The sequence below is a fragment of the Brassicibacter mesophilus genome (assembly GCF_050433385.1).
Classification (GTDB): domain Bacteria; phylum Bacillota; class Clostridia; order Tissierellales; family Proteiniboraceae; genus Brassicibacter; species Brassicibacter mesophilus.
This window is the reverse complement of sequence record NZ_JBNPXI010000013.1, coordinates 58545-71259: the sequence shown is the minus strand read 5'-3', so window position 1 is coordinate 71259 and position 12715 is coordinate 58545. Positions and strand designations below refer to the sequence as shown.

At 30.2% G+C, this 12715-nt stretch carries 16 protein-coding genes; all 16 read left to right on the top strand.

The features are described 5' to 3' along the window. Window positions 1–101: 101 nt before the first annotated feature. The 16 genes from HNR33_RS13845 to HNR33_RS13770 all read left to right on the top strand — a co-directional run bounded on the left by HNR33_RS13845 (window position 102) and on the right by HNR33_RS13770 (window position 12712). Window positions 102–851, top strand: coding sequence for a class I SAM-dependent methyltransferase (locus HNR33_RS13845; RefSeq protein ID WP_429084379.1), 750 nt, complete (start codon window positions 102–104; stop codon window positions 849–851). A gap of 242 nt (window positions 852–1093) precedes the next feature. After that, entirely contained in the window at window positions 1094–1693 is a 600-nt protein-coding gene (locus HNR33_RS13840; RefSeq protein ID WP_429084377.1) for a non-canonical purine NTP pyrophosphatase, read from the top strand. Window positions 1694–1769: 76 nt separating this feature from the next. After that, window positions 1770–2372: a nitroreductase family protein gene (locus HNR33_RS13835; protein ID WP_429084376.1), complete on the top strand. Its 603-nt coding sequence runs from the start codon at window positions 1770–1772 to the stop codon at window positions 2370–2372. A 166-nt stretch (window positions 2373–2538) separates the two neighbouring features. After that, the gene (locus HNR33_RS13830; RefSeq protein ID WP_429084375.1) at window positions 2539–3276 is read left to right on the top strand and encodes a GNAT family N-acetyltransferase; all 738 of its coding nucleotides are present in this window, start codon (window positions 2539–2541) and stop codon (window positions 3274–3276) included. Window positions 3277–3436: 160 nt separating this feature from the next. Then, window positions 3437–4006, top strand: coding sequence for a GNAT family N-acetyltransferase (locus tag HNR33_RS13825; protein WP_429084373.1), 570 nt, complete (start codon window positions 3437–3439; stop codon window positions 4004–4006). A gap of 91 nt (window positions 4007–4097) precedes the next feature. Continuing rightward, window positions 4098–4667, top strand: coding sequence for a class I SAM-dependent methyltransferase (locus tag HNR33_RS13820; RefSeq protein ID WP_429084371.1), 570 nt, complete (start codon window positions 4098–4100; stop codon window positions 4665–4667). 177 nt (window positions 4668–4844) lie between these two features. Next, entirely contained in the window at window positions 4845–5618 is a 774-nt protein-coding gene (locus tag HNR33_RS13815; RefSeq protein WP_429084369.1) for a hypothetical protein, read from the top strand. A 9-nt stretch (window positions 5619–5627) separates the two neighbouring features. Next, on the top strand, window positions 5628–6377 hold the full coding sequence (locus HNR33_RS13810; RefSeq protein WP_429084367.1) for an aminoglycoside adenylyltransferase domain-containing protein: 750 nt from the start codon (window positions 5628–5630) through the stop codon (window positions 6375–6377). A 244-nt stretch (window positions 6378–6621) separates the two neighbouring features. Then, window positions 6622–7302 carry an HAD family hydrolase gene (locus HNR33_RS13805; RefSeq protein WP_429084365.1) on the top strand — a complete coding sequence of 227 codons (681 nt, stop codon included), beginning with the start codon at window positions 6622–6624 and terminating at the stop codon, window positions 7300–7302. Window positions 7303–7408: 106 nt separating this feature from the next. Continuing rightward, the gene (locus HNR33_RS13800; RefSeq protein WP_429084363.1) at window positions 7409–8167 is read left to right on the top strand and encodes a class I SAM-dependent methyltransferase; all 759 of its coding nucleotides are present in this window, start codon (window positions 7409–7411) and stop codon (window positions 8165–8167) included. Between the two features lie 230 nt (window positions 8168–8397). Then, entirely contained in the window at window positions 8398–8916 is a 519-nt protein-coding gene (locus tag HNR33_RS13795; RefSeq protein WP_429084362.1) for a hypothetical protein, read from the top strand. A gap of 127 nt (window positions 8917–9043) precedes the next feature. Further along, the gene (locus tag HNR33_RS13790) at window positions 9044–9166 is read left to right on the top strand and encodes a hypothetical protein (RefSeq protein ID WP_429084360.1); all 123 of its coding nucleotides are present in this window, start codon (window positions 9044–9046) and stop codon (window positions 9164–9166) included. Window positions 9167–9264: 98 nt separating this feature from the next. Further along, window positions 9265–10296, top strand: a complete 1032-nt coding sequence (locus HNR33_RS13785; protein ID WP_429084358.1) for a DUF5700 domain-containing putative Zn-dependent protease — start codon at window positions 9265–9267, stop codon at window positions 10294–10296. Between the two features lie 61 nt (window positions 10297–10357). Further along, window positions 10358–10837 carry an NUDIX hydrolase gene (locus HNR33_RS13780; protein WP_429084356.1) on the top strand — a complete coding sequence of 160 codons (480 nt, stop codon included), beginning with the start codon at window positions 10358–10360 and terminating at the stop codon, window positions 10835–10837. A 194-nt stretch (window positions 10838–11031) separates the two neighbouring features. Further along, on the top strand, window positions 11032–11682 hold the full coding sequence (locus tag HNR33_RS13775) for an HAD family hydrolase (protein WP_429084354.1): 651 nt from the start codon (window positions 11032–11034) through the stop codon (window positions 11680–11682). A gap of 127 nt (window positions 11683–11809) precedes the next feature. After that, window positions 11810–12712 (top strand): aminoglycoside phosphotransferase family protein, encoded by a 903-nt coding sequence (locus tag HNR33_RS13770; RefSeq protein ID WP_429084352.1) that lies wholly within the window; start codon window positions 11810–11812, stop codon window positions 12710–12712. The last annotated feature ends 3 nt before the right edge of the window (window positions 12713–12715 follow it).

The window sequence follows — 12715 nt, the reverse complement described above, 5'->3', positions numbered from 1 at the left end:
CGTTTAAACTTAACACTTAGATTTTATGAGTGTATTTTTTTATATGGAAAAAATATCATTTTTTAATTCTTGTCTGTACATGTCTAAAAGGAGGTTATTGTGTGAAGGTAGATTATAATGAAATCTCTAAAAAGTATGATGATGTAAGAACTGCAGATTTGAAGCTGATAAACTTGTTTCTTGATGAAGTTAAAATAAGTGATGGAACTAGGATATTGGATTTTGGTTGTGGAACAGGAAATTATACAGATAAATTACGAAGAGTTACAGGGGCTAAAATATTTGGAGTTGAACCTTCAGATGGTATGAGAAAAAAGGCAAAAATAAAAAACCCTAATATTAATATTTTAAAAGGAAATCATGAAAAAATTCCTTTTGAAAATGATTTTTTTGATTTTATATATATGACTGATGTAATACATCATGTTCCAAATATAGAAACAATGTTTAATGAGCTAAAAAGAATATTGAAAATTAATGGAAAAATTTGCATAGCAACTCAATCTCATAAGCAAATTGAAAAAAGATTTTACGTAAAATATTTTCCAGCAACAGCTAAAGTTGATAAAGAAAGATATCCTGATATTGAAAGGATAATATTGGCTGGACAAAATGAAGGCTTAGAATATCTTAAGAGTGTAGCATACTGTGACGATAAATTAGTAAAGGTCGGACAAGAATTTGTTGAACTTGTTGAGAAGAAAGGATACTCAATGTTTCATTTAATTGGAGATGATGAATATATACAAGGACTGCAACAACTAAAAAATGATGTAAAAAATGAGATGCTAGAGCTTACGACAGCAGGAGGAACCTTAGTTTGGTTTAAAAATAAGAGGTGTGATATTTGATGAAATCTCATAAATACTAATATTAATTTTTATGCATGAATCTAAGTATGCTATAAAAGTAAGGAAAACTATGTATGTTTATAATTGTGGACCTGAAGTATAGTTTAAAAGCTTTAAAGATCTTGCCAGGACATGCTAGAAAGTATATTCTCAATTATTTATTTTAATTGTGTAGATTCAGAAGGTCTGATTCATAATATTGAGAAAATAAATAGAGTCATTACTTGATTGGAGGTAGATTAATGCGGCTATTATATGGGACATCAAATCCTAGTAAACTTAAGCACATGAAAGAAATGCTTCATGGGTTAAACATTGAAATTATTGGATTATATGACATAGATTTAGATATTGATATTGATGAAAGCGGGGGTACGCCATTAGAGAATGCTAGAATAAAGGCCACAACGTATTATAAGACTACTGGAATACCTACTTTTTCCTGTGATTCAGGGTTATATATACAAGGACTGGAAGAAGAAAACCAGCCAGGTGTTCATGCTAGGAGGGTAAATAATAAATATTTAAGTGATGAAGAGTTTATAGAATATTACTCAAATCTTGTTCAAAAGTTAGGAAAAGAACCTAAAGCTAAATTTAAGAACGCCATAAGCTTGGTTATAGATGAAAATAATGTTATTGAATATGATGGAGATGATATAGCAGATCATTTTATAATAACATCAAAAGCACATCATAGAAGAAAAACAGGGTTTCCAATGGATTCTATTTCGTTAGATATAGAAACAAAAAAGTATCTCATAGACTTAGAGAGAAGTAACAAAAATGAAAGAGAAATTACAGAAGGATTTAGAAATTTCTTTGAACGTACCATACTATAAAGAGTACAAAATACCTTAAACTAGATAAACTGTGGTTATATAAGTGAGAATCTAGTTGTTAAAAAAGGAGGATATTATGGAATTATTAGAGGTAATGAGAAATAGAAGATCAGTAAGGAAATTTAAAGATATAGATATAAGCAATAATGTCATTAATGATATTTTAGAAAGTGCAAAGCTTGCTCCTGAAACAGATACCTGTAATTATTATTTTGGAGTAATAAAAGATGCTAAAGTAAAGGAAAAAATTTCACATGCAACATTATGGGCAGAGTGGGTTGCAAAAGCACCTGTTATTTTTGCATGTTGCTGTGATATTAGTTGGGACATTAGAGAGCAAACTAAAGATGATTACGGAGTAATTGGAAATAAGCTTAGATATGGAGAAGACATTGTCAATTTTCTTAGGGAATATAAAAATCGTAAGGCATGTAAAACTTTAATGCAGAGCACACCTGTCTACATAGCTGCTCAGCATATGATTCTCACTGCTGTTTCCCATAATTTGCGTGGTTGTTTAGTTGACTTTATTGATATAGAAAAAATAAATAAAATACTAGGGTTACCAGATCATATCACATGTCAGCTTCTTGTTCCTATGGGGTATGCAGATGAGACTCCTATACAAAAAAGCAACGAGAACAGAAATGATATGTTCTTCTATGATAAATGGAAATAATAGATTAGCAATTTATTATATAAAATAGCTCAAAAGTTTTATATTAGAAATGGATTTATATGTAATGGGCTAACAAAAAGTTACTTTATAAGAAGGCATAGTTAGGACATTATCTAACATTGTAATTCAAAAACTTAAATCTAAGATAATAGGGGAGGACGACTATTTGAGTTTCAGATTTCAAGACTATTTCTATGAATACTTAGGTATAGACCAAAAAGAATTAAATAAAGGGAAAAGAATATTTAACACTGATCAAAGAAATAAACCATTAAACGGACAATTTGTTCAGTACTTAATATCAACTCATGTAGAGGGAAGTCTGATTTTTTCAGTAGCTCCTCAATATTTCGATGATTTATTTGAGTTTCTCCAAGGACAAGTTATTAACAATGTAGATGAAGTCATTAATATATTTCGAAAATTTTTCAGCAATAAAATAGAAAGCTTTAATGTTAGAAAAATGTACAGATTAACCCTTAGCAAAGATAATGATATTTTAGATTCGTTAAATTCATGTGCTGTAAGATTAACAAAAGAAATTTTTATGGATAATTTAGGCCATATAGATAATGCTCAAAAAATGGAGATTTGGGAAAGGAAAAAGCATGAAGTTTTGGAAGGCAGGAAATTTGTTGTACTAGAAGGTAATAAAATCACATCAGCATGCAAAATTTCTGATATAGATTTTGGTGGAGGAAACATTGCTGTATGGACTGAGTCAGATTGTAGAAACAAAGGCTTGGGAAAGCAGGTTGTAGCTGAAGCAGTGAAATGGTGTTTTAGCAATAATATTCTTCCTATATATTGGGTAGATTCAGAAAACATTGCGTCGATTAGTTTGGCTAAGAGTTTAGGGTTTAAAATTAAATCTGAAGAAATTGTTGTTTCAAAAACAATTTAGTTGTTAAGTCAATACTTAATATCACATTTAAATCATCAAATGAGATTAAAGGTGAAGAACGTGTTCGTTTTATTGACGAAAAGGGACAGATTTACAAGAAGTTTTTCATTATCATTTGTAAGGGTGTGTAAACAATGAATGAAAGAAGGGTTGAAATCAAATGACTAGTAATTTTTGGGTTGGTGAAAAAGTAAGTCTTCGTGCAGTAGAATTAAAAGACATTGACGAATTTTTTAAAGCAGGCCTTGAGGCAGATACAGATTTAGATAGGTTCTGTGATGAGATTCATTTTCCGCAATCGAGAGAAAAAATGCGAGAAAGGAAAGAAAATGCTATTAAGAAGGAGCCTAGAAATGATGAGTTCCGATGGATTATTGAGGATAAAAAAGGCAATTCCATAGGTAATATAAATACATTTGAATGCAATAAAAGAGTTGGCACATTTAAATATGGGATAGGCTTGGAAAAGTCCTATTGGGGAAATGGGTATGCAAAGGAAGCAATCAAAATTGTACTAAGATACTATTTTCGGGAATTGAGATACCAGAAGGTTAATGCATACGTCTATTCCTTCAATGAAAGGTCATTAAAACTGCATGAATCTTTAGGGTTTCAACAAGAAGGTAGGTTACGAAGGATGGTTTATACCAACGGTAGTTTTTATGATGAGATTTATTTTGGTATGACTTCTGAAGAATTTGATCTAATAGATATTCCGAAACAATTATAGAAATATTATAGCTTTTTTATGGCTCAGAAGCCCATATATGTTTTGTAAATGGCCATTTTGACGAATAATTTTTAAAAGGATGTGAATAATTATGAATCAGGATGAACGAATGTATGTTATCAAAAACCAAAAAATAGTAATAGAAAAAGAACTAGATGTAAATAGAATCTTAGATATTGGTGGCGGTGGTGAAGGTGTAATTGGGTTATGCTACGGAGACAAAGTAATCGCTATTGACCGAAGTAAAGATGAGTTGGAGGAATCTCCAGATGGACCATTAAAAATAGTGATGGATGCAAGCAAATTATCTTTTTTAGAGAATTCATTTGATGCTGTAACTTCTTTTTTTACATTAATGTATATTAGCATAGCTGAACATGAAAAGATTTTCAATGAAATTTACAGAGTATTAAACGAATGTGGCAAATTTATTCTATGGGATGCTACCATCCCTAAATATGATAATAGTACCAAAGATATTTTTGTTATACATCTTGAAGTAAGTACACCTGATAAACGAATAGAAACAGGTTATGGCGTTTTAAGAAAGGATAAAGAGCAAGATATTCAATATTTTATTAATATGGGATTAAGGACTGGTTTTAAAGTGATAAAAGAGGAAATACATGACCATACATTTAAGATCATATTTCAAAAATAATCAATAATGCTCTATCTAGAGTACCTCTACGTTAAATTTGAAACTTGCAATAATCATGAATCAACCTATTCTTTACTTATGGTATCAAGCCTATATGCTTCTAACATAGTTCATACTTATTTTAAATACAACCAAAACGTAAAATATAAATAATATCATGAAGAAGGAGGTAAATACGTGTTGAAGGATACTAACCAATTTGAGGATATTGATTGTTTTATTGAACACTTGAAGAAGAAAGATGATATTGTAGGAATAGTTGAGTATGGAGGCAGAACATATAAAGACATGAGTACTGGTGGTGATTATGATTTAACTATTATATTCAATAAGCCAATATCCCATAATTTTAGTGGTGTACACTTTCATATAGGAGGTATACCAATAGACTGTATGCTTTTATCTGTTGAAGATTTTTTATCTGATGCTCCATCAAATGAGTTTCTATTAGCTCATTTGAATTGTAGAATAATTTTCGATAGAGATAATATAATCCAAAATATTATAGATAGAATAAAAACAACTTGGAAGGTTCCAGAGTATTTGTCTGATTGTGAGATCAATACTTTTAGATTCACTTTTCAACATGTTATAGATAAATTAGACCATCGATTACATGATAACGAATTATATTCTAAGTATTTTATCTTTTCCTCATTTGATTGGTTTTTGCAATGTTATGCCAGAATAGAAAACCTTGAAATAGGAAAGCCAAAAGCACATCTTAAATTTATTGAAAATAATAATCCAATATTATTTAATATTATTAATGAGATGTATAACTCAAATGACGTTAATATACAATTTGAAATGCTAAAAAGGTGTGCAGGTCTCATACTTCAACCTATTGGAGAACTATGGTCAAGGGATGAGGTTTTATTTCATGTAACACCAGATGGAAAAAATGTGGAAGAGGAGCAAAGGTCAGTTATGAGGCTATTATTTGAATGAGGTGATAAGATGGAGCCCATAAATATTTTAGATATTGTAGTTGAAAGATACAGAAAAGAACTAGATGAAAATCTTGTTGGCATATATTTGCATGGTTCACTAGCGATGGGATGTTATACAAATACAAGCGACATAGATATTCTTGTTGTAGTAAGAGAGCCTATTGATATGAATGAAAAGAAAAATCTTATTCATTCAATCATATACTTAGAAAATTTACCTAAGAAAGGTATAGAGATGAGTATTATCCTAGAAAAATACGCAAGAAAATTCGTCTATCCTACCCCCTTTGAATTACACTATTCAGATTATCATAGGGATAGGTATTTATCAGATGAAAAATATATTTGTGGAGGTATGACAGACCGGGATTTAGCGGCCCATCTGACAATAGTTAAGCATAGGGGCATATGTTTGTATGGCAAAGAAATCGAAGAGACATTTGGCGGCGTACCTAAAGAGGATTACATAGACTCTATCTTGTATGATATAGAAAATGCAAAGGAAGAAATAATAAAAAATCCAGTATATATTACTTTGAACCTATGTCGAGTACTATGCTATCTGAAGGAAGAAGCTATCTGTTCAAAGCTTGAAGGTGGAAATTGGGGTAAAGAAGTAGTGCCTCAACCATATAGAAAGATTATAGAGGATGCTGTAAAAATATATACGAATGAATTAAAGGACATAAACTATGACAAAGATAGGCTAGTTGAGTATGCAGATTATATGCTGAAAGAGATAAACACATATAGATAAATTGATATAGGAAGATGACAATGAGACAAATCACAATGGCTGAGACAAGACTAAAAGGACATTTCTTCTTAATGAACAGTGATATCAGTCTTTATATGTAGTTTTAATCAGTGGATTGATATACATAAATATCTTTTTGTATGTTAGCACAGTTTTGTACAATACAATTGCATACATGACTAATATTTTTGATTGGACTTTTACTTAAAGAAGCTAAATAATTAAGTAATGTGAGGTGGATTATATGGAATATAAGCTAATATGTATAGATATGTTTCAAACATTGGTAGATGTAAATACAAGAATACCATTTATTTGGAAGAGGATTTTGAAAGATAGATATACATCTGAAGCAAAAGAAAAATGTGTGAAACTCGTGAGTCGTAAATTCCATAGAGAATATTACAATACTGTAAGTAAAATAGGTGATTTTCAAAATCTTAAGACAATATTTACGCCATGGTTTGAAGAAATTTCATCTGAAACAAAACTGGACTTTAACCCACATAATGCGGTTGAAATATTTTTATGTGAGCATGGGAATTCAAGCTTCTATGATGATACTATTCAATTTTTTCAATTAATTAATGGACAAGTACCAATTTGCTTAGTCAGTGATGCTGATGAAATTATGGTTGAACCTCTGCTAGAGAAATTTAAATTTGATACTATATTTATTTCTGAAAGAATTGGCTCTTACAAAAATGATCGTGAAAGTAGGATATTTCTTAAAGTTCTAGAGCATTATCATGTTAAACCTGAAATGATATTGCATATTGGGGATTCAGCATCAGATATTGTTGGAGCAAATAAAGTAGGAATAAAGAGTTGCTGGATAAATCGTAATGGCATAAAGTGGGAGTATGATGAGAAACCTGACTATACAATTAAATCTTTAATTGAAGCAGTTGAATTAATTACATAATGAAACAGGAATTTACATGGCAACTAAGGAACGATTCCTATAGATATAGGACATATATTGCTAAGGTGTAATATTTTTGAAACTGATTCTTTAGGAGGTTATATGAATGAAGGAGACTAACTATAGTAAGATTGCAAAGAAATACGATAAAAATAAATTCAGACATAATATTGAGCTTGATATTGATATTAAAAAGATTATTGAGGGGTCGGATAATCAAAAATTGAAGTTTCTTGACCTATCTTGTGGAACAGGCATATATTTATCTAAACAAATCCAATACTTTAATGAAGAATATATTGAGTGGCATGGGCTTGATGCATCTCAAGACATGCTTGACAAAGCAAAAGATAAGACGAGTAAGGCTTTATTAAAAAGAGGGCTAGCAGAATACCTTCCATATGATAGTGAGTATTTTGATTTTATTGTAAATAATTATGCTTTTCAGCACTATCAGGAAAAACCAAAGGTCTTGGATGAGGTAGCTAGAGTAGTGAAAAGAAATGGTATTTTTAAAATGCATAATATTTCAATACATGATATGAAGAAATGGTGGATATATGAGTTTTTCCCTTCTGCATATTCTGAAGATCTAAAGAGATTTTGGAACAAGGAATTAATCTTTAAGGAACTCAGTATTAGAGATTTTGATGTAAAGATACACATGGAATATAAAATGGAGGCAGGTAAAATAGCTGATTTCATGGGTTATGTATATAATCGGGATATTTCTGTACTTACACTTATTAGTGATGATGAATTTAATAGTGGGGTAAAAATGATGGAAAATATGATTAAGAAAGACCCACAAGTAGAAGTCGTAAATGACTTTGCAGAAATTTTCTTTGTTGCTACTAAAAGGTAGTATTTATAATACAGATTGGTAGTAGTAAGTGAGCCATTGCACATGAGAAGGTTCATATTGATGGCAAAAGATTATGGACTAAAAACGTATTCTTTACCTATCCTAACAACAAAATATGAATCTTTGAAGATAAATTAATTTTTTAACAAGAAAAAGTATTTTTCTATACTAGATATAGGATTTATAGGCTATTATAGAGGGTGTTATTTATATAATGAGGGGAGATTCAAATGGGCAGAAAAATATGTGCTATTTGGATATTAGATGAAATGACTAATCGAAAATTAGATGATATTAGAAAAGCTTTGGAAATATTCGATATTGAATATAATCCGATATATGGGCATATTACATTTGCAAGTTTTATTGATGCTGATATAGATAAAATTCTGCAATATACCAAGAAATTTGCAGAAGGAAAAAAATCATTTGAAATTAATTGCTCAGCGATAGGATTTTTAACAACTAACTGTATAGCATGCATACCTTCTACTTCAGGAAAATTGTTAGAATATTATAATGAATATCATCATGAGTTTGATTCTTATTGCAATACTTGGACAAGAGCTGATAGTGGGTTATGGCTTCCTCATATTTCTCTTTATCACAGTGAAATAGAAGACTTAGGTGCTATTATTGCTGAAATGTCAAAAAGATTTGCTCAATTTAGCGGAAAAATTATCAGGATGGAACTATCTGTTGTGAATGAAAATGATTTTAATATAATATACTCTCATGATTTAGAATGATAAAAGAATACTATTAAGCAAATGCATTAAATAAAATGAGAATAATCTATATTGTTGTTAACACTTATTCACGATATTATGCGATAGATTATAGAACTGTGAGACGATTGAAAAAAGAGCTTTATTAATGTTAGTCAAATGGGGAGAAGATGAAGTGTATATTAGTATAGGAAGCTGGGTAGCTAAAGTACATGATAAAATACAGAAACTGTTAGGACTTCGACGTTTTCTAATAAAGGTAAATTGGTAATATCTAAAAATAGTGATCATGAGATTTGTTTAGATAAGCCAGATATAATAATTTGTCTATAATCACCATTTTAATATAATAATTTAGGGGGATTTTATATGCAATTTAGTATCAATTTTTCAAGCATTCGTACTATGCTTAAATTATGTGCTGAGTTAAAAAACGGGAATATTAAAGAAAGAGAAATTAAGGAATTGTTAAATCATGAAGACTATATGTTTGAGCTTTCGCGATATAAGAATAGGGTATCTAGAGAAGAGTTCATTGATTATTTTCTTAATCTACCTAAGTTGAACGAAGAGAGTATTGATAATAATGATCTAAAGATTCACCACAAATATTATGTGTATTTATTAGATAATTTGGATTTATTTTTAGACAAGGAGAAAGAGATACACAAATGGTTTAAGAGAGATGTTTTTGAGGCGCAAATTAATTATGCTTTAAAAGGACTACCCGATGATCTAAATCTTCCTGAATTAAAATTTATTTTCACAATAGGAATAGGTCAAAGTTTTGGGTATGTTCATGGAAATGGAATGCACTTTGACTTTTTGCAGCTTATTAAAGAAAAAACATTAGAAGATTTCTGTTCGACAATTGCTCATGAAGTACACCATGTAGGCATGAATTTAATCCATGAAAGTATTGATATTAATGCTTTAACTCTAGAATCACTATTTTATTTATACTTTTCAGGTGAAGGGTTAGCGGTTAAATATTGTAATAATGCCGAAGGAGTTTTATCAAAACCAATAAATGATGGACCTAAAAATATTGGATTAGATAGTTTTACTTGGGAATATTTAAACAGTGACTTTAACGATACAATGAAACAATTTAAAGCCACTATTAGAAGAATTAGAAACAATGAAATAAGAACTACAGAGGAATTAGTAACACATATTGAAGAGTACTGGATGAATCCACTTACAAAAGAACAAAAACCTGGTGATATACCAAAATTAAAGCATTTTAGATTATATTCTTTAGGAAATGACATTTGGGGAGTTATCCACGATTGCTTCGGGAAAGGTGTAGTTTATGAAACATTGAAAAATCCACAAAACTTTCCATCTGTATATAATAAAGCACTACAAAATATTGGAAGAATAGAACTTCAGATTTAATCATTTATTTCTTTTTTATGCAATAAGAAGAATGTCTTTGCAAAAACTTGGAGGGATAGATTTGGGAGATTATATAGGTGATTTAAGAAAATACATAGGAACAAAGCCAATAATTATGTGTGGAGCTAACGTTATATTGTTAAATGAAAAAGATGATATTTTATTACATCATCGTATAGATAGAGATTGGTGGGGGTTACCAGGTGGAGCGATGGAACTTGGTGAAAGTCTCGAACAAACCGCTAGTCGTGAAGTATTTGAAGAAGTGGGATTAGTTTGTGGTAAAATGAGACTTTTTAATGTTTATTCAGGTGAGGAGTTATATTATAAGTACCCAGATGGGAATGAAGTTTATAACGTAACTGCTACATATTTATGTAAAGACTACTCTGGAGAAATTATTGTTGACCCTTCAGAAGGACGAGATGCAAAGTTTTTTTCATTAACCGACATACCTTCAAATTTAAGTTCAACAATAAAGCCAATAGTTGAAGAATTTGTATCAAGATATGATGAACTAAAAAAGCAAGAGGTAATATAGGAATGTTATAAACAGCGTACCATATATGATTATAAAAATCTTACAAATAGTATTAGAGCATTAGGAGCTACTGAGCAGTTACAGAAATCATAATAAAATAGTATTCTTATTTAAGCCAGATGTTAATATCAAGGAATTATATTTTGTTTTATGAATATTGATTAATTGATAAATAAAAATTGGAGGAATAAAATGTGAATACAGTTATATTCGATATGGATGGAGTAATCATAGATAGTGAGCCAATTCATTTTGACGTAGATATTAAAACTATGGACTATTTTGGATTTAGCATCTCAAGTAAAGAGCTGGAGAAGTATGTTGGTATGACAAATCCTGAAATGTGGTCTTTAATAAAGGATGAGTACAGCTTAATCCAATCAATTGATGAAATTATTAACTATCAATTAGAAAATAAAATTAGAATTATAAGAGAATTAGACATCTCACCTATACAAGGTATTACAGAGTTACTATTTCAACTGAAAAAACACTCTGTACCAGTTGGAATTGCTTCCTCATCACCAAGAAGATTTATAGAAGAGGTACTTAAGAAGTTTGATTTACTAGGCTATTTTTCGTGTATAGTAAGTGGAGAAGAAGTGCCTAGGGGGAAGCCAGCACCTGATGTTTATATTGAGGCAGCTAATCAATTAGGAGTTAAAGCTGAAGCATGTATTGTAATTGAAGACTCTACAAATGGAGTTTTGGCTGCAAAAAATGCCGGGATGAGATGTATAGGATATAGAAATATTAACTCTGGTAATCAAAACTTATCACATGCAGATATTGTTGTAGACTCAATTAAAGAAATCAATTTACGAGATATTCTGCAAATTAGATAATAAACTATATCAATTTTATGAATCTGATTTGTAGTATGAGACTTGAAAATCAGTAAGACTAAACCCTGTTTATGTTTATTTTTTACATTATTGGAGGTTTATATAGTAGTAGGTGAGGAGAATGAAAATGATTATTAATGAAAAAGCTGCTAATACGATTAATTCATTTGTAGGAGAATTTGAAATTATTAGAGATCATAGGAATAGTAGTAATAGGACAGGAGTATTAGAAATCAATGCTAAGAATGAGAGAATGTTTGTTAAGGTATATAACAGACTGAGCCATTGGAGTCCTGAAGTTTATGCATATAAAAACTGGACTCATATATTTAAAGAATATGCACCTATACTGATACACTATTTTTGTGATGATAACTTTTATGGAATAATAACTACTCCCATCTATGGCAGAACAATAAATGAATATCAAATTAATGACGAAACTATATTGGAAACAGCTTACTATAAAGCAGGAGAATTACTCAGACGGCTACATGATAATTTTGAAGGAACATTTTTTGGAATTCTAGGAATTGATGGCTTGCCTCTTGAAAACAATGTGAAAACAGACCCAGTTCATTATATTAATTCAGCCTTAGAAGATATTTTAAAATCAGGATATGATAAAGAATTGCTTAATAATAGCGATAAGAAACTAGTTGAATGGTGTATGAAGCAAAGTGATGTTTTTACAAACAGTAGGTCAGTCCCTACAAACTGGGATTTTTCGCAAAATAACTGGATGGTAGATGAAAATGGTATGTTTACCGGGTTTATAGATTTCGAGAATATGCTTTGGGGAATTGATGTTGATAGTTTTGGAGTAGTAATTGAAAGGTACACTCAAGATAGACTTAGATTGAGGAAAGCATTATTTGAAGGATATGGATTAGATGACAGCTTAGAAAAGCAGCTTCAGCTTAAAATTGTGAGTGTGAAAATGGCTATAGCAGATATAACATATGGAGCAAGTATTGGTGATGATAGATTTTTTTCATTAGGAAGAAAATTACTCGACAGGTTAAAGTAATAA

What these genes read in the sequence shown, in the direction of transcription:
- HNR33_RS13840 (WP_429084377.1), top strand. Translation starts at nt 1,094, where the DNA reads ATGCGGCTATTATATGGGACATCAAATCCTAGTAAACTTAAGCACATG.
- HNR33_RS13835 (WP_429084376.1), top strand. Translation starts at nt 1,770, where the DNA reads ATGGAATTATTAGAGGTAATGAGAAATAGAAGATCAGTAAGGAAATTT.
- HNR33_RS13825 (WP_429084373.1), top strand. Translation starts at nt 3,437, where the DNA reads ATGACTAGTAATTTTTGGGTTGGTGAAAAAGTAAGTCTTCGTGCAGTA.
- HNR33_RS13820 (WP_429084371.1), top strand. Translation starts at nt 4,098, where the DNA reads ATGAATCAGGATGAACGAATGTATGTTATCAAAAACCAAAAAATAGTA.
- HNR33_RS13810 (WP_429084367.1), top strand. Translation starts at nt 5,628, where the DNA reads ATGGAGCCCATAAATATTTTAGATATTGTAGTTGAAAGATACAGAAAA.
- HNR33_RS13805 (WP_429084365.1), top strand. Translation starts at nt 6,622, where the DNA reads ATGGAATATAAGCTAATATGTATAGATATGTTTCAAACATTGGTAGAT.
- HNR33_RS13800 (WP_429084363.1), top strand. Translation starts at nt 7,409, where the DNA reads ATGAAGGAGACTAACTATAGTAAGATTGCAAAGAAATACGATAAAAAT.
- HNR33_RS13795 (WP_429084362.1), top strand. Translation starts at nt 8,398, where the DNA reads ATGGGCAGAAAAATATGTGCTATTTGGATATTAGATGAAATGACTAAT.
- HNR33_RS13790 (WP_429084360.1), top strand. Translation starts at nt 9,044, where the DNA reads ATGTTAGTCAAATGGGGAGAAGATGAAGTGTATATTAGTATAGGAAGC.
- HNR33_RS13785 (WP_429084358.1), top strand. Translation starts at nt 9,265, where the DNA reads ATGCAATTTAGTATCAATTTTTCAAGCATTCGTACTATGCTTAAATTA.
- HNR33_RS13770 (WP_429084352.1), top strand. Translation starts at nt 11,810, where the DNA reads ATGATTATTAATGAAAAAGCTGCTAATACGATTAATTCATTTGTAGGA.